Here is a 16,400-nt window from a genome sequence, read left to right as displayed (position 1 = left end):
CGCCACGGCGGCGCCGCCCGCGCCGCCGCCGGCGCCGGCGCGGCCGCTGCAAACGGCGGCCCGGCCGGCGCAGCGCTGCAGCGGCGTCATTGACGGCCTGCAGCGTTCGCAGGAGTGTTTCTAGTCCCGGCCCGACGGCCGCCACCGCCCGCCCAGCCATATGGATACGCCCGATGCCTAGCCGCCCCGTCCTGTTCTTCGTTCTGCTTGCCGCGCTGTCCTCGCGCGCCGGCGCGGCGGCGCCCGAGCGGGCCGCCGCGCTAGCCGGCGACGCCGGGCCGCGCTGCAGCGGCGAGGCGGCCACGCCGGCCAAGCTGACGCTGCAAGTCGGCAAGTCGACGCTGATGCGCCTGCCCGAGGCCGTGCAGCACCGCAGCGTCGGCGACCCGGGCGTGGTCCAGGCCATGCTGGTGGCGCCGGACACGCTGTACATCGTCGGCGTCGACGTCGGCGGCACGAATATGATCATCCAGGGAAAAAGCGGCTTGTGCAGCGTGCTCGACGTCACCGTCGGCATGGACCCGGCCGCCTTACAGGCCACGCTGGCCGCGCTGATGCCGGAGGAAAAAGGCATACGCGTCAGCGCCGCCGCCGACACGCTGGTGCTGAGCGGCAGCGTCGACGACGCCACGGCCGTGCAGCGCGCCGTCGAGCTGGCCGGCGCCTATGTGCGCCGGCCGGTGCGCGCGCTGGCGCTGGCGCGCAAGGGCGAGGACGGCGCCGCGGCCCCGGCCGTCGCGGCGCCCGCGGCCGGCGCCGGCGCCGGTGCCGGCGGGCGCATCATCAACCTGCTCAGCGTCGGCGCGCCGCAGCAGGTGATGCTCGAAGTGCAGATCGCCGAAGTGTCGAAGTCCCTGCTCGACAAGCTCGAAGTGGGCACGACCCTGCGCTACACGTCCGGCAGCTGGGCCACGACGCTGCTGTCGAACTTCCTCACCGGGACCACCGGCGGCCTGCTCGACCTGCGCAAGTCGAACGGCAACCAGGTGACGCTGGCGGCGCAAAAACGCGACGGCCTGGTGCGCATCCTGGCCGAACCGACGGTGATGGCGATCAGCGGCCAGGAGGGCAGCTTCCTGGCCGGCGGCAAGATCTTCGTGCCGGTGGCCCAGGACAACGGCAAGGTGTCGCTGGAGGAGAAGGAGTTCGGTGTCGGCCTGCGCTTCACGCCGACGGTGCTGGCCGGCGGGCGCATCAACCTGAAGGTGGCGCCGGAGGTGTCGGAAGTGTCGCGCGAGGGCGTCGGCATCAGCGCGGCCGGCTTCACCGGCGGCGCCGTGCTGCCGCTGATCACGACGCGGCGCGCCGCCACCACGGTGCAATTGTTCGACGGCCAGAGTTACGCCATCGGCGGCCTGATCAAGAACAACCAGGTCAGCAACATCAAGGGCTTGCCGGTGCTGGGCGAATTGCCGGTGCTGGGCGCGCTGTTTCGCAGCACGGATTTCCAGCACGACCGCAGCGAGTTGCTGTTCGTGATCACGGCGCATCTGGTCAAGCCGCTGCCGCCCGACTATGTGCTGCCGACCGAGCAGTTGCGCGCGCCGGGCCGCAGCGAGCTGTTCCTCGGCGGGCGCATGGAGGGGGCGGCGCCGCCGCCCGCCGCCGCCGCCGCGCCGCCGCCGCAGGCGACACGCGGCTTCGAATTGAAATAGTCCACGGGGAGCCACAGATGCACACACCACGACACCGGGCGCGCGGGCGCCGCGCGTCGGCCGCGCCGATCCTGCTGGCCCTGCTGGCCGGCTGCGCCCAGACCACGCCGCAGCTGGACCGGCACGCCGGCGACGCCGTGCGCACCGCCTTCGCCCAGCAGGTCGCCTTTCCCGGCGCGGTGCGCCGCGACGCCGTCGCCGGCATGGACGGCGCCAGCGCCCGCGCGGCGCTGGAGCGCTACCAGAAATCGTTCAGCGACGCGGCGCCGCCGCCCGTCGTCTTCAGCATCGGCGGCGGCAAGTAGGCGGGCATGGCCATGCACCTTTCCCCCGGCCGATCGCCGCGCCCGCGGCGGCGCCAGCGCGGCGTCTTCACCGTGCTGCTGGCGCCGCTGCTGTTCGTGCTGCTGCTGTGCATGGGCGCGGTGCTCGACATCGCCCAGGTCTACAACCGCCGCACGGAAATGCAGAACGTCGCCGACGCCGTGGCGCTGGCGGCCGCGCGCGAGCTGGTCGGCACGGCGGCCGGCATCGACGCGGCCGTGGCGAAGGCCGCGGCGCTGGCCGGCGCCAATTACTACCGCTACAGCAAGGTGGCGGTCGGCTGGAGCGAGGCGGCCCTGCGCTTTGCCGCCACGCCCGACGGCGCCGGCGGCTGGCTCGATTACGCGGCGGCGCTGGCGGCGCCGCAAAACCTGTGGTTCGTCCGCGTCGACACCAGCGTGCTGGCGGCCGCCAACGTCGACGCCGGCTTCATGCGCAGCGTCAACGCCGGGCTGGTCGGCTTCGGCGCCGGCGCGCGCGCCGTGGCCGGGCGCACGGCGATCAAGCTGGCGCCGCTGGCCGTGTGCGCGATGAGTCCGGCCGCGGCGGCCGACCAGGCCCGCGGCGGCCTCGTCGAACGGGTCGAGTACGGCTTCCGCCGCGGCGTCGGCTACAACCTGCTGGCCCTGAACCCGGGCGGTGCCCAGGCCGAAAGCTTCCTCGTCAATCCCGTCGACCTGCCCGGCGCGGCGCTGGACCCTGGCCATTTCGCGGCGGCCGTGCTGAACCCCTTCATGTGCAGCGGCACGCTGCCGCTGACGCGCCAGCCGGCCAGCGTCTATGTCAGCCGCGTGGCGCCGGCCGCTTTCGCCTTCAGCAACCAGCTCAATTCCCGCTTCGGCGTCTACACGGGCGCCTCGCCCTGCGACGCCGCGGTGGCGCCGGCGGACCTCAATGTGCGCGAATTCCTGCCCACGCTGACGAACTGGTGGGGCAGCACGGCGGCGCTGCCCAGCGGCCAGACGGCGGCGGCCACGGCGGCCGGCGTGGCGCCGCTGCGCACCAAGGCCGACCTGCTGCTGCCCAGTGCCGAAACCATCACGGCGATGAGCTTCGGCCCCCTGTGGGCTTACGGCCCGGCGGCGCCGGGCGGCGGCCAGGCCGCGTTCACGACGGCCAACTGGGCCACGCTGTACCAGAAGAACAGCGGCGCCGCCGTGGTGGCCGCCAGCGGCTATCCGCCGGCGCCGTACACGCCGGCCAGCCGGCCGGGCGGCAGCTTTTTTACGGCGCCGGCTGTCAACGTGCCGGCGCTGTCCGGGCGGCGCCTGCTGCATGTGGCCCTGCTCGGCTGCCCGGTGCCGGCCGGCGCGACGGCGACGGCGGCGGTGCTGGCGGTGGGCCGCTTCTACATGACGGCCAAGGCCAGCGCCGCCGCCGTCAGCGGCGAATTCGCCGGCATCGCCGGCGAGGCCGCGCTGGGCGGCCCGGTGGGCCTGTTCCAATGAGCGCCCGGCGCAAGGGCGGGCAGCGCGGCATTGCCGCCGTCGAGCTGGCGCTGATCCTGCCGCTGATGCTGACCGTGCTGGCGGCGATGGTCTACCTCGTCCGCGTGCTGCTGTCCTACAACGTCATGCAGGACGCGGCGCAAAACGCGGCGCGCTTCATGGCGGCGGCCTCGCTGGGCGAGATGAGCAGTTACCCGCGCCGCGTGGCGGTGATGGCCATGGCGCGCCAGATCGTCCAGGACGGCGCCAGCGCCGCCGGCCTGCCCGCCTTCCAGTCGACGGCGATGATAGGCGTGTTTTGCGACGGCGTCCCCTGCGACATCGACACCAGCAAGCCCGCCGTCATCCGCGTCTACATCCCCGTGCTGCAACTGCCGGTGGACGTGCTGGCCGGCTTCCGCCCCCTGGTCGGCGGCGGCGACACCGTCAGGGTGGTGCTCGACGTGACGGTGCCGTATGGGAATTGAGCGCGGCGCGCGGCCGCCGCCGCAGCGGGGCCTGCTGTCCGTCGAGTTCGCGCTGCTGCTGGCGCTGTTCCTCGGCGTCGCCTACCTGCTGGGCGAGGCGGCGCGGGCCATGTACCTGGCCGTGACCGTGCAAGACATGACGCGGCGCGCCGCGCGCGCCGCCGCCGCCGCCGACTTCAGCGACCCGGCGGCCATGCTGGCCGTGCGCCAGCAGGCGCTGCTGGCCGGCGCCGGCGGCCGCCTGATCCTCGGCGGCGCCATCGACGCCTCCTATCTGCGCATCGACTACCTGTCGCTGGACGCCGCCAACGCCATGCAGCCCATAGTCGCGGCGCAACTGCCGGCCTGCCCGATGGCCAATCTTCTGGCCTGCGGCAACAACCCGCACGGCGCCGGCTGCATCCGCTTCGTGCGCGCGCGCCTGTGCCTGCCCGGCGGCGGCGACGCCGCCTGCGACGCCGTGCCCTACCAGCCGCTGCTGCCGCTGCTGCCGGCCCTGTTCCAGTATTCCCCGGCGGCCGTTGCGATGGGCCGGGCCACGACGGTGGTGCCGGCGGCGACGCTGGGCCACTTGCCGGGCCGCGGCTGCTGAGCCGCCGGCCCCTGCTCGACTGAAAGGAAGCGCCCACGATGAAAGCGTTGATGATCACCAGGGACAGCCAGTTGCACGCCGAAGTGGCGGCCCAGGGCGCGGCGCGCCTGCCGGCGCTGCAGTTGGCGGCCAGCCGCGACGGCCTGCGCGACGCCGTCGAGCGCCTTGCGCCGGAGGCGCCGCAGCTCGTCATCGTCGACGCCAGCGACGTCGCGCCGGCCGAGGCCGAGCTGCTGGAGCGCCTGGCCCGGCTCTACCCGGGCGCCGCCTTCATGCTGCTGACCGGCGGCCAGCAGCATGAATTGCTGATACGGGCGATGCGCGCCGGCATGCGCGAAGTGCTGCCGCTGCCGCTGCAGCACAAGGCCTTCCACGAGGCGATGGACCGGATCGACGTGCAGGCCGGCGTCACCCAGCTGCGCGACGGCAAGGTGCTGGCCTTCCTGTCCTGCAAGGGCGGCAGCGGCGCCACCTTCATCTCGACCAACTTCGGCTACGCGCTGGCGACGCTGGCGGAAAAGAAGGTGCTGCTGATCGACCTGCACGGCCAGTTCGGCGACGCCGCCCTGTACGTCTCCGACCTGAAGCCGGCCATGACGCTGGCCCACGTGTGCCAGCAGATCGGCCGCGTCGACGGCGCCTTCCTGGCGTCCTGCCTGGTGCACGTCTCGCCCGGCTTCGGCGTGCTGGCGGCGGCCGACGACCCGGTCGGCGGCGTCGACATGACGGCCGAACACATGGAAACCATCCTGCGCGTGGCGCGCCAGCACTACGACTACATCGTGCTCGACGTCGGCCGGCAGATCGACCCGATGTCGCTGCGCGCCCTGGACGGCGCCGACGCCATCTACCCGGTGCTGCAACTGGCGCTGCCCGACATCCGCGACGGCCGCCGCCTGCTCGACATCTTCCGCTCGCTCGGCTATCCGAACGAGCGCGTGCACCTGATCGTCAACCGCTACGAAAAGGGCGGCAAGCTGCGCCTGTCCGACCTGGAGCAGGCGCTCGGCGCCGAGGTCGTGCACGCCGTGCCGAACGACTACATCGCCGCCACCGACTCCGTCAACCAGGGCGTGCCGGCGCTGCAGCTGTCGCGCACCAGCGCGGTGGCGCGCAGCCTGGCCGAGCTGGTCGAGCGCGTGACGGCCAGGCGCATCGCCGAAAACAAGGGTTTGTTCGGCCGCCTGTTCGGCCGCGCCGACGCGGAACTGTGACAGCGCCCCCGCGCGGGGCAACCAAGGGAGAACGGCATGACCTTACGTGAACGCCTTGCGGTGGCCGACCAGGCCCGGCCCGCCAGCGGCAACCTGAGCGGCCTGGCCGGCCACGCCTACCAGGAATTGAAGAAGAGTATGCACCAGGCCATCCTCGACCGCATCGACCTGGAGCGGCTGAAGCGCCTGACGACCGAGCAGTTCAAGCACGAGCTGGCGCTGCTGGTGCAGCGCATCATCGAGGACGAGCGCATCGTGCTCAACCAGCACGAGCGCCACAACCTGGTGCTCGACATCCAGCACGAGATGCTCGGCTTCGGCCCGCTCGAGCCGCTGCTGGCCGACCCCGGCGTCTCCGACATCCTCGTCAACACCCACAACAAGGTCTACGTCGAGCGCGCCGGCCGGCTCGAACTGACCGACGTCAGCTTCCACGACAACGCCCACCTGATGAAGATCATCGAAAAGATCGTCTCGCGGGTCGGCCGCCGCGTCGACGAGTCGAGCCCGATGGTCGACGCCCGCCTGCCGGACGGCTCGCGCGTCAACGCCATCATCCCGCCGCTGGCCGTCGACGGGCCCATCCTGTCGATCCGGCGCTTCTCGGCGAACCCGCTGACGGTGGCCAACCTGCTGGAGAACAAGAGCCTGACGCCGCCCATGGTGCAGGTGCTGCAGGCGCTGGGGCAGGCGAAAATCAACATCCTCATCTCCGGCGGCACGGGCAGCGGCAAGACGACGCTGCTCAACGTGCTGTCCGGCTCGATCCCGGCGAACGAGCGCATCGTCACCATCGAGGACGCGGCCGAGCTGCAGATGCGCCAGCCGCACGTGGTGCGCCTGGAGACGCGCCCGCCCAACATCGAGGGCAAGGGCGAGGTGACGCAGCGGGCGCTGGTGCGCAACGCCCTGCGCATGCGCCCCGACCGCATCATCCTCGGCGAGGTGCGCGGCGCCGAGGCGCTCGACATGCTGCAGGCGATGAACACGGGCCACGAGGGCTCGCTGGCGACGATCCACTCGAACACGCCGCGCGACGCCCTGTCGCGGCTGGAGAACATGGTCGGCATGGCCGGCGTCAACCTGACGCCGCGGGCGACGCGCCAGCAGATCTGCTCGGCCGTGACGGTGGTCATGCAAGTGTCGCGGCTGACGGACGGCGCGCGCAAGCTCGTCAGCGTCCAGGAAATCACCGGCATGGAGGGCGACATCATCGCCATGCATGAAATCTTCCGCTTCGAGCAGAGTGGCGTCGACAAGGAGGGCCGCGTGCTCGGCCACTTCGCCGCCACCGGCGTGCGGCCCCGCTTCGCCGAGCGCCTGCGCATGTTCGGCGTGGCCGTGCCCGACAGCGCCTTCGACCCGGAGCGCGTGTATGAATAGCCGGCGCGCCGCGGCGGAGGCGCCATGGACCTGAGCTTCTACGGCTTCACCGTGCTGCTGTTCGCCGCCTGCTTCCTGCTCGTCGAGGGCGCCTGGCTGTGGTGGTCGGCCACGCGCGGCGGCGGCGCCCGCCACATCGCCCGGCGCCTGCGCCTGATGTCGGCGCGCGGCGAGGGCGGCGGCGAAAAAGTGTCCATCCTCAAGCAGCGCCGCTACAGCCAGTGGCCGGCCTGGGAGCGGCTGCTGCGCGCGCTGCCGCACACGGCCGCGCTGGACCGCCTGCTGCTGCAGTCGGGCACGCGCTGGTCGGTGCTGCAACTGCTCGCCGCCAGCGCGCTGTCGCTGGCCGTGGGCGCGGCGCTGGCCCTGTGGTACGGCGTGCCGGCGCTGGCCGGGCTGGGCCTGAGCGCCTTCGCGCTGGCGCTGCCCTACCTGCTGCTGCTGCGCGCGCGCGCCGCGCGCCTGCACAAGATCGAGGGCCAGTTGCCGGAGGCGGCCGACTTCCTCGCCCGCGCGCTGCGCGCCGGCCACTCGTTCTCGAACGTGCTGCAAATGGTCGGCGACGAACTGCCCGAGCCGATCAGCGGCGAGTTCAAGTTCGCCCACGAGGAAATCAACTACGGCGTGCCGATGAACGAGGCGCTGCAAAACCTGGCGGCGCGGGTGCCGCTGACGGACTTGCGCTACATGGTCATCGCCGTGCTGATCCAGCGCGAATCGGGCGGCAACCTGGCCGAGCTGCTGGGCAGCATAGGCCGCATCATCCGCGAGCGCCTGAAGCTGCTGGGGCGGGTGCGGGTGCTGTCGGCCGAGGGCAAGATGTCGGCCTGGATACTCGGCCTGATGCCGGTGGCGATGATGGCGATCATGTCCGTCGTCAACCCCGACTACATCCGCGTGCTGTGGACCGACCCGGCCGGCGTGCGCCTGCTGTGGTACTCGGTGGGCATGGTGGCCGTCGGCGTCGTCTGGATGCGCAACGTCATCAGGATACGCGTATGACGGCCCGGCAATGGCTGTTTTTGGCGATAGTCTTCGCCGTCGTCGTCGCGCTGGCCGCGCTGGCGCTGCTGATGTTCGCGCCGCTGGCGCTGCGCCGGCGCCTGTTCTCGTTCATGGCGCCGGCCGAGGCCAGGGCGGCGCAGGGCGACGTCTGGGTCGAGCGCGCCGTCAAGGTGGCGCGGCCGTTCACCCGGCTGTCGCTGCCGGAGGAGGGCTGGGAGCGCTCGCCGCTGCGCACCCGCTTCATGAACGCCGGCTGGCGCCATCCGGCCACGGGGCCGCTCTACTTCGCCGCCAAGTCGGCGCTGGCGCTGCTGCTGCCACTGCTGCTGGCCCTGTTCGCCGCCGGCGCGGCCGGCAAGGGCCTGCTGCTGATGCTGTTCGCCAGCGGCAGCTTCGGCTATTACCTGCCCAACGTCGTGCTGGCGCGCTGGGCGGCGCGGCGCCAGCGCGAAATCTTCGAAACCTTCCCCGACGCGCTGGACTTGCTGACGGTCTGCGTCGAGGCGGGCCTGAGCCTGGAGCGGGGCCTGGCCAAGGTGGCCGCCGAAATCCACATCAAGAGCGTCACGCTGGCGCAGGAACTGCAACTGGTGCTGATGGAAATGCGCGCCGGCTTCAGCAAGGAAAAAGCCCTGCGCAACCTGGCGCTGCGCAGCGGCGTCGAGGACGTCGACACGCTGGTGGCGATGCTGATCCAGTCCGAGCGCTTCGGCACCAGCATGGGCGACTCGCTGCGCGTGCACTCGGACAACCTGCGTAGCAAGCGCAGCCTGGTGGCCGAGGAGGCGGCGGCGAAGATCGCCTTGAAACTGCTGTTCCCGCTGATCTTTTGCGTCTTCCCGACCCTGCTCGTCGTGCTGACGGGGCCGGCCTTCATCCAATTGACGAAAACGCTGTCGCATTCCGGCTAAGGCCGGGAACGATATTTGCGGCCCCGCGGCCGCGGGAGAACGAGCATGCACACCACCTTGCGCCGCCGCGGCATCGCCGCCGCCTGCCTTCTGCTCGGCGGCTGCGCCCTCGGCGGCGGCGGTGGCGGCGCGCCGCCGGTGACGGCCGCGCCGGCCGCGCTGCAGTCGGCCGACAGCCACTACGTGCTGGGCCGCAATCACCACGCGGCCGGGCGCGACGCCGACGCGCTGCAAGCCTACCGGCAGGCGCTGCAGATCGCGCCCGGCCACGGCAATGCCCGCAACGGCCTGGCCGTGCTGGCCGCCGGACGCGGCGACTACGCCGCCGCCATCGCCCTGTGGCAGGGCCTGACCGGCGACGGCGCGGCGGCGCCGCAGAGCGCCCACCTGTACGCCAACCTCGGCTACGCCCACCACCTCAGCGGCGATAACCAGCGCGCGCTGGCGGCGCTGGAACAAGCCTGCGTGCTCGACCCCTTGAACGCGCTGAGCTGGGAACACCTCGGCGCCGTGCTGGAGCAATTGGGACAGACGGAGCGCGCCGCGCTGATGCTGCGCCAGGCGCGCAGCCTGCGGCGGCACGACCCCCGCGCCGACTACGCGCTGGCGCGGCAGGGCGTGGCCGCGCCCGCCGCCGCGCCGCCGGCCGCGCCCACCCCGGCGCCGGACGGCGCCGGCGCGTGGGCGCCGCCTTTGGCGCGCACCGAACTGGTGGCCGCCGCCGACGGCATGCTGGAACTGCGGCGCGTGGCGCAAGCTGCGGCGCCGGCCGCCGTCGCGACGGTGACCGCACCCGCGCCGGCCTCCGGTTCCGCCGCGCTTGTGGCCCAGGCTGCGCCGCTGCGGCTGGAAATACGCAACGGCAATGGCGTTCCCGGCATGGCGGCGGCGCTGGGGCGCACGCTGGCCAGCGCGCAACTGCGCGTGATCCGCGTGAGTAACGAACGGCATTTCCTGGTCGCCCATAGCCGCGTCGAGTACCGTCCCGAGCTGGAAACGGCGGCGCGCGCGCTGGCGGGCAGCCTGGGGCCGCTGGTGCGGCTGGAAGCGGCCCCTTGCGCGCCGGCCGACTTACGCGTCGTGCTCGGGCGCGACCAGCTCGATCCGGTGGCGCTGCACCGCTACTATGTTAAGCAACTGAAACTGGCCCGGCTGGAGCTGGCCAAATTCGGCTGATAGTCCAGGGGGCAGCGGCGCGCGTTTGTCCGGCATCAAATAGCGTGCCGCGCCAGCGCCGACAATAAGACTGCCGTCCGGCTCGGGGGACGGCCCGCCATCTGGGGCCGGCGCCATGCAGCGGACCAATCAACCAAAAGGAGTACAGCCATGAAACGAGCGCATCCATTTTTGTCCTTCCTGTGCGGATTGCTGTTGCTGGCCCTGATGGCCTGCGCACCGACCGCCAAGCACGAGGGCACGGGCGAATACATCGACGACACCTTCATCACCACCAAGGTCAAGGCGGCGCTGGTCAACGACCCGGAATTGAAGGCGCGCGAAATCAATGTCGAAACCTTCAAAGGCACGGTGCAGTTGAGCGGCTTCGTCAGTTCGCGCGAGGAGATCAACAAAGCCGTGCAGGTGGCGCGCGGCGTCAAGGGCGTCACCGAGGTGAAAAATTCGATGATTGTGAAATAGGCCGGCGGCCTTACTGTGCCGCAGCGGGAGGATGTCCCGATCACAGTATGCGCCAGATACAAGCACGCGGTGATGCACTCCACCATGGACGAGGCTGGTCTAATTCAGCACAAGAGACTGAGGGGTTTTTTCAAGGCGGGGAGCATGGCTGGCATTCAGGCGAGCGATGCTCCCCAGACTGGGCGCCATGCTGCGCCGTTTAAACGAGGTCACCTCTCCCCAAGGAATGAACCTGCCGGGCTGGGGCCTGCATCCGCTTAAAGGCAGGGAGTTCAAGGGACATTTTTCCGTATGGATCAATGGCAACTGGCGTATGACGTTCAAATTTGAGGGGACGGATGCCATCCTGGTAGATTATCGAGATTATCATTGAGGAAGAAATATTATGGCGCGCATGTTTAACCCACCACATCCGGGACTGACCTTGCGCGATGACGTTCTGCCGGCGCTGGGCTTGTCCGTTACTGAAGCTGCGCGGCAGCTGGACGTCAACCGCGTCACGCTGTCCCGCGTCCTCAATGGTCACGCTGCTATCTCGCCTGAAATGGCTTTGCGTATCGAGGCTTGGCTGGGCTTAGAGCGGGGCGGCGAAGCTCGCCTGTGGCTAGCGGAACAAAGCGCATATGACGTGTGGCAAGCAGCACAACGCTTCGTGGATGTGCCTATGCAGGTTCAGCCAGCACCGCAGGCGGCCTGAGTTTTCTCCTGCATGTTCGATACGCCGCCTCTGAACCGGCAGTGACTTAGCAAAGTCGTCTCTGCCGCAGAAATTTAAATCTTTTCGGTGGCAAGCAGGGCCGCCACCGGCGGCGAAAAACATGGCGGCTATGCAGCCCCTTAATTATAGTGCGGGCTTGGTTTGCGCATTAAATGACTTATTGATAATCTTCCACTCGCCGTCGATTTTCAGCAGTGTCATGTAATCTACAAATTTCACGGTTGGATAATCCAGTACCACCTTACCCACGGCCGCATCCCCAACGAGATCGAGAATTTCAAAACTCCGTCTGCGCTGCGCTTCATCATTTGCAGGCTTACCGCTAAAGCGTCCAGCGTACTGTTCCAAGCTCCATGAAATCATGTTGCCGCCCATGTAGCCAACAATTTTCGCGTCACTAGTAAAAGCCTTGCGCATGAAATCCGCATTTCCCGTCTCATGGGCTCGAATGTAGTTTTGTAACGGGGCCTTTGCCGCCTCCACCTCTGTAACCTGCGCAAATACCATTGGCGTCATAAAAATGGCCCCAAGGAAAATTGTTTTCAACGTCATATTGAGTGCTCGATCAGTAAGTATTCAAGAACGGTGTAGGGAAACAATGTTGTGCCCTGGCTTTACGTCGACGCCTTCACTCGGCATCGCAGACCGCATAAAAGGCGACTTGTTGCTTGGCTTTCGGATAACTATACAGTACTTTTATCCAGGCTAAGTAATCGTGAAAAGCAGCACTGCACTGCTGCCACCGGGGCGATTGCATGAAGGTGAAGTCTTCGTCATGAGGAAAGATCGCAAGTATTGTTTGTAAACTAGCTGAGAAAGGCGTTTACCTGTACAGCGTGCTCAGTGCTGGATAGCGTCTGTGAAGGCAACAACGCGCCTGATCAAGCCCGTTGAGCTTGGCGGTGGGGCGGCATCGAGGTTGGAGCGCAGCTAGTCGGCGGCAGGCCAGAGCGCGCGGGATACGAAGCTCAATGTACTGGCCGCCATTGGGGGCGATGACGACGTCAGGCAGCGCAGTAACGTTGACGGTGCGTTCTGCTAGCTTGCGGCGCAAGATCGTGCCCCCCGTTCTCGCAGAGCACCGCCAGCCACCTATTCTTATGCGTTCGCCACAATTCAACGCACATAATTGGATGCGGCGCCCGGCTGGGCGAACGTGATAATTCGCGTATTTTTCACATGAGCAAGATGCTATCCTGATGAGCTTCGGCTGCGCACGGTCAGGAGCGGCCCTTTGATTCGTAATACTAAGAAGGAAATCATGAACGAGCAGCTTGTGATTCGTGCAGCAGAAAAGGATGATTTCTTAGAATGGAAGCCTCTTTGGGATGGCTACAACGCATTCTACGGGAGGTCCGGAGAAACCGCATTGGCGCCCGAAATAACCCATATGACTTGGTCACGCTTCTTCGATGCTCACGAGCCCATGCATGCATTGGTCGCGGAGCGTTCAGGAAAATTGCTTGGGTTGGCCCATTTCCTCTATCACAGGAATACTATACAGATAATGCCGGCATGTTATTTGCAAGATTTGTTTACTGCGGATGGGGCAAGAGGGCTAGGTGTGGGCCGAGCGCTTATCAATGCAGTATGCGAACAAGCAAGAGCCGCTGGTGTTCCTCGCGTCTATTGGCAGACGCGCGAAACCAATGTTACAGCTATGCAGCTGTATGACAAGGTTGCTGAAAAGCCCGGATTTGTTATCTATCACAAAATGCTATGACATGGTCCGATGGACCTAATTCGCCAGAACCGGGCCTTCGCGATATGTGAATTTCTTTGAATCAATTTGAACTTTATGCCCGACCATTCAATTTTTCTTGATTTTTCTATTGAACCGATTGCGCCTGCTGATTTTGATATATTTGTTACGTATTTGAATGACCATCTTTCCGATAATGGAGAACCCGGGAACGTTTACTTCCAACCGTTGCCATATGCTGAGTCGATATTCTCTTCCGAGAAGGCTAAAGCTTTTCGAGAGGCGTTAGATGTCTCTGTGGGTGCTCCGGGCTGGCGTCGATTGTGGGGAGCGTTCACCCCTCATCGTAGCTTAGTAGGTCATATTGACCTAAGAGCGCATCCAGAGCGTTGCGCGGCCCATCGGTGCCTGCTTGGCATGGGAGTTGACCGAAATACTAGAAAATTCGGCTTGGGACAGCGTCTAATTGAACATGCAGAAAAATGGGCGTTGGGCAGCGGGGCGGTGGAGTGGATTGATTTACAGGTTTTGTCTATTAACGAGCCTGCCATTCGACTTTACCATCGTTCAGGCTTTACTCAGACTGGCGAGGTCCCGGAAATGTTCAGGATAGACGGTCAGACCTTTTCGTTCACAAGCATGAGTAAAAGATTAGTGATCTCTTCGGACGATGTCGTGTAAACTCTTCGACAACACAGTGTGATGACGGCTGGCGACCAAAAGCAGCCAATCAGTTACAGCTCTAATTCTTGGTTCCCTTCTCGAACCCCAATTTTTTAGGTCCTCATGGATCTGTTTCAGCGTGCGCCGCTGCTTGCGCGACTTGGCCGCCTCGGTCTTGATGGTTTCCGAGCGCAGGTAGCGTCGGACGGTGTTTCTGGAGATGACCAACCGCCTGGCTATCTCTCTCAATGGGAGCTGGTCGCGAATGCGCCAGCGTCGAATAATGCCCGGTAATGCCGCGTCGATCACTCTGATTTCCCACTCGAAGTCGTGGGCAGGATGGTGTCTTAAACGTGGGGCAGATTCGTTTGCAAATTATCCTGCAAAGTGGGTCAGATTTCGCTGAAAATCAACAAAAAAGGGCTTACATCTCTGTAAGCCCTTGATATTCTTGGTGCCGACTGCCGGTTTCGAACTGGCCACCTGATGATTACAAATCAACTGCTCTACCAAATGAGCTAAGTCGGCAAAACTGATGCGTTGCGAATTATACGCTACTTAATCCGCGTCAGGGTGGGGCGGCCGCCTTTTTTTGGCGGTTCGTCGTCGCCGGTGGGGGCGTCGCCGTCGGCCGCGGGGCGGGCTTCCGGCTGGCTGGTCGGCACCGACGCCAGCATGGGCGCGGGCGCGCTGACCGGGGCGCTGGCGGCGCTGCCGGACGTCGGGCTGTCGGTCGGGCCGGCGGACGGGTCGAAGGAGCCCAGTTGCGGCTCGAACGCCATGCCCTGGCCGTTTTCGTTGGCGTAGATCGCCATCACATTCTCGACAGGCACGTAGATTTCACGCGACACGCCGCCGAAGCGGGCGTGGAAACGGATGCAGTCGTTTTCCATCTTCAGGCCGTTGGTGGCGCCGAAGCTGATGTTGAGGACGATTTCGCCCTTTTTCACGTATTCCATCGGCACGGTGGTGCCGGCGTCGACCTTGACGGCCAGGTAGGGCGTGTAGCCGCTGTCGGTGCACCATTCGTAGATGGCGCGCAGCATATAGGGTTTGGTTGAGATTTCAGACATGATCTTGGCGGACTGGGGGGAGCCGGCGCGCCGCCCGGTGGAAGGCTGGGCGCGCCGTTACTTCAAATAAACAACGGTGGGCCGCGCTTAGCGGCGCATCACCTTTTCCGACGGCGTCAGCGCTTCGATGTAGGCCGGGCGCGAGAAGATGCGCTCGGCGTACTTCATCAGCGGCGCGGCCGTTTTCGACAGTTCGATGCCGTAGTGGTCGAGGCGCCACAGCAGCGGCGCAACGGCCACGTCGAGCATCGAGAATTCGTCGCCCAGCATGTACTTGTTCTTCAGGAACAGCGGCGCCAGCGTCGTCAGGCGGTCGCGGATTTCCGCGCGCGCCTTGTCGTGGCTCTTGTCGCTGCCCTTGGCCCGTTCGCTTTCCAGCACGTGCACGTGGACGAACAGCTCTTTCTCGAAGTTGAACAGCATCAGGCGGGCGCGCGCGCGCATCAGCGGGTCGGCCGGCATCAGTTGCGGATGCGGGAAGCGCTCGTCGATGTATTCGTTGATGATGTTCGATTCGTACAAGATCAGTTCGCGCTCGACCAGGATGGGCACCTGGCCGTACGGGTTCATCGTCGAAATGTCTTCCGGTTTGTTGAACAGGTCGACGTCGCGCACTTCGAAGTCCATGCCTTTTTCAAACAGGACCAGGCGGCAGCGTTGGGAAAAGGGGCAGGTTGTGCCCGAGTAGAGAACCATCATTTTATAGTTCCTTAGAAACAAAGGGGGTGACGCCGCGAACGGATCACCCCGAATCGTTTACCCGCCGGTGCGGGCAACGCAGAACGAATGCGCTAAATGCAGCACTCTCTTATTTGACTTCTTTCCAGAACGACGCGTTCAGGCGCCATGCCAGCAGGGCGAAGCAGGACATGAACAGCAGCACCCAGACGCCGAGGCGCTTGCGGGTGGCCTGGGCCGGCTCGGCCATCCATTCCATGTAGCCAACCAGGTCGGCCATGGCCGTGTCGTATTCGAGCGCCGTCAGCTTGCCCGGCGTCACTTGTTCGAAGCCGACGAACTTGTGCACCATCTTGCCTTCTTCGTGAGGATCTTTTTCCTCGACCATTTTGACGTTGCGCGCGCCCTGCAGTTCCCACAGCGCATGCGGCATCGCCACGTTCGGCACCACCAGGTTGTTCCAGCCGGTCGGACGGCTGTCGTCCTTGTAGAAGGTGCGCAGGTAGGTGTACAGGTAGTCGCCGCCCGTGCCGGCCGACGAGGCCTTGGCGCGCGCGATCACCGACAGGTCGGGCGGAACGGCGCCGAACCAGGTCTTGGCGTCTTTCGCGCTCATGCTGGTGGTCATCATCTCGCCGACTTTTTCGCCGGTGAACAGCAGGTTCGCCTTGATCTGGTCTTCCGTCAGGCCCAGGTCCTTCAGGCGGTTGTAGCGCATCGACGAGGCGTTGTGGCAGTTCAGGCAGTAGTTGACGAACAGCTTGGCGCCGTGCTGCAGCGCGGCCATATTGGTCGAACGGTCAGGCGCCTTGTCGAGCGGGTGGCCGCCTTCGTTCGCCACGGCCAGCGCCGGCAGCAGTGCCAGGATGGCGAGCAGTTTTTTCGGGAAATTCATGTAATGTCCTTTGAGCTTAGCGTGATGTCGTCAA

The 16,400-nt window shown here is 66.2% G+C and carries 19 protein-coding genes and 1 tRNA gene; 15 read left to right on the top strand and 5 right to left on the bottom strand.

What is annotated here, in order from left to right:
* The first annotated feature begins 173 nt into the window (after positions 1-173).
* The 13 genes from OIK44_RS23195 to OIK44_RS23135 all read left to right on the top strand — a co-directional run bounded on the left by OIK44_RS23195 (position 174) and on the right by OIK44_RS23135 (position 11,334).
* Positions 174-1,655, top strand: a complete 1,482-nt coding sequence (locus tag OIK44_RS23195; protein ID WP_273674320.1) for a type II and III secretion system protein family protein — start codon at positions 174-176, stop codon at positions 1,653-1,655.
* 17 nt (positions 1,656-1,672) lie between these two features.
* Positions 1,673-1,960 (top strand): hypothetical protein, encoded by a 288-nt coding sequence (locus OIK44_RS23190; RefSeq protein ID WP_273674319.1) that lies wholly within the window; start codon positions 1,673-1,675, stop codon positions 1,958-1,960.
* Between the two features lie 12 nt (positions 1,961-1,972).
* A complete protein-coding gene (locus OIK44_RS23185) occupies positions 1,973-3,427 on the top strand; it encodes a pilus assembly protein TadG-related protein (protein ID WP_273674318.1) in 1,455 nt (484 codons plus the stop codon).
* Positions 3,424-3,894, top strand: a complete 471-nt coding sequence (locus OIK44_RS23180) for a TadE/TadG family type IV pilus assembly protein (RefSeq protein WP_273674317.1) — start codon at positions 3,424-3,426, stop codon at positions 3,892-3,894. Before OIK44_RS23185 ends, OIK44_RS23180 begins: the two co-directional genes overlap by 4 nt.
* Positions 3,884-4,486: a TadE/TadG family type IV pilus assembly protein gene (locus OIK44_RS23175; RefSeq protein WP_273674315.1), complete on the top strand. Its 603-nt coding sequence runs from the start codon at positions 3,884-3,886 to the stop codon at positions 4,484-4,486. The genes OIK44_RS23180 and OIK44_RS23175 overlap by 11 nt, the downstream gene beginning before the upstream one ends.
* 38 nt (positions 4,487-4,524) lie before the next feature.
* Entirely contained in the window at positions 4,525-5,700 is a 1,176-nt protein-coding gene (locus OIK44_RS23170) for a CpaE/TadZ family protein (RefSeq protein WP_273674313.1), read from the top strand.
* A gap of 36 nt (positions 5,701-5,736) precedes the next feature.
* Positions 5,737-7,083, top strand: a complete 1,347-nt coding sequence (locus OIK44_RS23165) for a TadA family conjugal transfer-associated ATPase (protein ID WP_273674312.1) — start codon at positions 5,737-5,739, stop codon at positions 7,081-7,083.
* 24 nt (positions 7,084-7,107) lie between these two features.
* Complete coding sequence (locus OIK44_RS23160; RefSeq protein ID WP_273674310.1) at positions 7,108-8,085, top strand: type II secretion system F family protein; 978 nt, start codon at positions 7,108-7,110, stop codon at positions 8,083-8,085.
* Positions 8,082-8,999 (top strand): type II secretion system F family protein, encoded by a 918-nt coding sequence (locus tag OIK44_RS23155; protein WP_273674308.1) that lies wholly within the window; start codon positions 8,082-8,084, stop codon positions 8,997-8,999. Before OIK44_RS23160 ends, OIK44_RS23155 begins: the two co-directional genes overlap by 4 nt.
* A 45-nt stretch (positions 9,000-9,044) precedes the next feature.
* Complete coding sequence (locus OIK44_RS23150) at positions 9,045-10,175, top strand: LytR C-terminal domain-containing protein (RefSeq protein WP_273674306.1); 1,131 nt, start codon at positions 9,045-9,047, stop codon at positions 10,173-10,175.
* A 150-nt stretch (positions 10,176-10,325) separates the two neighbouring features.
* A complete protein-coding gene (locus OIK44_RS23145) occupies positions 10,326-10,637 on the top strand; it encodes a BON domain-containing protein (protein ID WP_273674304.1) in 312 nt (103 codons plus the stop codon).
* 166 nt (positions 10,638-10,803) lie between these two features.
* A complete protein-coding gene (locus OIK44_RS23140; RefSeq protein WP_337587216.1) occupies positions 10,804-11,010 on the top strand; it encodes a type II toxin-antitoxin system RelE/ParE family toxin in 207 nt (68 codons plus the stop codon).
* 12 nt (positions 11,011-11,022) lie between these two features.
* Positions 11,023-11,334 (top strand): HigA family addiction module antitoxin, encoded by a 312-nt coding sequence (locus tag OIK44_RS23135; RefSeq protein WP_273674302.1) that lies wholly within the window; start codon positions 11,023-11,025, stop codon positions 11,332-11,334.
* 144 nt (positions 11,335-11,478) lie between these two features.
* Here OIK44_RS23135 and OIK44_RS23130 read toward each other — a convergent pair whose 3' ends face one another.
* The gene (locus OIK44_RS23130; protein WP_273674301.1) at positions 11,479-11,907 is read right to left on the bottom strand and encodes a nuclear transport factor 2 family protein; all 429 of its coding nucleotides are present in this window, start codon (positions 11,905-11,907) and stop codon (positions 11,479-11,481) included.
* A gap of 709 nt (positions 11,908-12,616) precedes the next feature.
* Between OIK44_RS23130 and OIK44_RS23125 the strand changes: the two genes are divergently transcribed.
* Both OIK44_RS23125 and OIK44_RS23120 read left to right on the top strand, forming a co-directional pair.
* Positions 12,617-13,078: a GNAT family N-acetyltransferase gene (locus tag OIK44_RS23125; RefSeq protein WP_273674300.1), complete on the top strand. Its 462-nt coding sequence runs from the start codon at positions 12,617-12,619 to the stop codon at positions 13,076-13,078.
* Positions 13,079-13,153: 75 nt separating this feature from the next.
* Positions 13,154-13,738 (top strand): GNAT family N-acetyltransferase, encoded by a 585-nt coding sequence (locus OIK44_RS23120; protein WP_273674299.1) that lies wholly within the window; start codon positions 13,154-13,156, stop codon positions 13,736-13,738.
* A gap of 434 nt (positions 13,739-14,172) precedes the next feature.
* On the opposite strand, the gene OIK44_RS23110 is transcribed toward OIK44_RS23120, so the two are convergent.
* The 4 genes from OIK44_RS23110 to OIK44_RS23095 all read right to left on the bottom strand — a co-directional run bounded on the left by OIK44_RS23110 (position 14,173) and on the right by OIK44_RS23095 (position 16,366).
* Positions 14,173-14,248, bottom strand: a tRNA-Thr gene (locus OIK44_RS23110).
* A 26-nt stretch (positions 14,249-14,274) separates the two neighbouring features.
* Complete coding sequence (locus OIK44_RS23105) at positions 14,275-14,793, bottom strand: ClpXP protease specificity-enhancing factor (RefSeq protein ID WP_273674297.1); 519 nt, start codon at positions 14,791-14,793, stop codon at positions 14,275-14,277.
* 87 nt (positions 14,794-14,880) lie between these two features.
* On the bottom strand, positions 14,881-15,492 hold the full coding sequence (locus tag OIK44_RS23100; protein WP_273674295.1) for a glutathione S-transferase N-terminal domain-containing protein: 612 nt from the start codon (positions 15,490-15,492) through the stop codon (positions 14,881-14,883).
* A 109-nt stretch (positions 15,493-15,601) separates the two neighbouring features.
* Positions 15,602-16,366 (bottom strand): cytochrome c1, encoded by a 765-nt coding sequence (locus OIK44_RS23095; protein ID WP_273674294.1) that lies wholly within the window; start codon positions 16,364-16,366, stop codon positions 15,602-15,604.
* Between the last annotated feature and the right edge of the window lie 34 nt (positions 16,367-16,400).

The organism is Janthinobacterium fluminis, from assembly GCF_028595325.1.
GTDB lineage: Bacteria > Pseudomonadota > Gammaproteobacteria > Burkholderiales > Burkholderiaceae_D > Janthinobacterium > Janthinobacterium fluminis.
Note: the sequence above shows the minus strand (reverse complement) of the source record. Positions and strands in the feature narration are given on the sequence as shown.

Coding starts and splice junctions, on each gene's coding strand:
- OIK44_RS23195 (WP_273674320.1), top strand. CDS start 174: ATGCCTAGCCGCCCCGTCCTGTTCTTCGTTCTGCTTGCCGCGCTGTCC.
- OIK44_RS23190 (WP_273674319.1), top strand. CDS start 1,673: ATGCACACACCACGACACCGGGCGCGCGGGCGCCGCGCGTCGGCCGCG.
- OIK44_RS23185 (WP_273674318.1), top strand. CDS start 1,973: ATGCACCTTTCCCCCGGCCGATCGCCGCGCCCGCGGCGGCGCCAGCGC.
- OIK44_RS23180 (WP_273674317.1), top strand. CDS start 3,424: ATGAGCGCCCGGCGCAAGGGCGGGCAGCGCGGCATTGCCGCCGTCGAG.
- OIK44_RS23175 (WP_273674315.1), top strand. CDS start 3,884: ATGGGAATTGAGCGCGGCGCGCGGCCGCCGCCGCAGCGGGGCCTGCTG.
- OIK44_RS23170 (WP_273674313.1), top strand. CDS start 4,525: ATGAAAGCGTTGATGATCACCAGGGACAGCCAGTTGCACGCCGAAGTG.
- OIK44_RS23165 (WP_273674312.1), top strand. CDS start 5,737: ATGACCTTACGTGAACGCCTTGCGGTGGCCGACCAGGCCCGGCCCGCC.
- OIK44_RS23160 (WP_273674310.1), top strand. CDS start 7,108: ATGGACCTGAGCTTCTACGGCTTCACCGTGCTGCTGTTCGCCGCCTGC.
- OIK44_RS23155 (WP_273674308.1), top strand. CDS start 8,082: ATGACGGCCCGGCAATGGCTGTTTTTGGCGATAGTCTTCGCCGTCGTC.
- OIK44_RS23150 (WP_273674306.1), top strand. CDS start 9,045: ATGCACACCACCTTGCGCCGCCGCGGCATCGCCGCCGCCTGCCTTCTG.
- OIK44_RS23145 (WP_273674304.1), top strand. CDS start 10,326: ATGAAACGAGCGCATCCATTTTTGTCCTTCCTGTGCGGATTGCTGTTG.
- OIK44_RS23140 (WP_337587216.1), top strand. CDS start 10,804: ATGCTCCCCAGACTGGGCGCCATGCTGCGCCGTTTAAACGAGGTCACC.
- OIK44_RS23135 (WP_273674302.1), top strand. CDS start 11,023: ATGGCGCGCATGTTTAACCCACCACATCCGGGACTGACCTTGCGCGAT.
- OIK44_RS23130 (WP_273674301.1), bottom strand. CDS start 11,907: ATGACGTTGAAAACAATTTTCCTTGGGGCCATTTTTATGACGCCAATG.
- OIK44_RS23125 (WP_273674300.1), top strand. CDS start 12,617: ATGAACGAGCAGCTTGTGATTCGTGCAGCAGAAAAGGATGATTTCTTA.
- OIK44_RS23120 (WP_273674299.1), top strand. CDS start 13,154: ATGCCCGACCATTCAATTTTTCTTGATTTTTCTATTGAACCGATTGCG.
- OIK44_RS23105 (WP_273674297.1), bottom strand. CDS start 14,793: ATGTCTGAAATCTCAACCAAACCCTATATGCTGCGCGCCATCTACGAA.
- OIK44_RS23100 (WP_273674295.1), bottom strand. CDS start 15,492: ATGATGGTTCTCTACTCGGGCACAACCTGCCCCTTTTCCCAACGCTGC.
- OIK44_RS23095 (WP_273674294.1), bottom strand. CDS start 16,366: ATGAATTTCCCGAAAAAACTGCTCGCCATCCTGGCACTGCTGCCGGCG.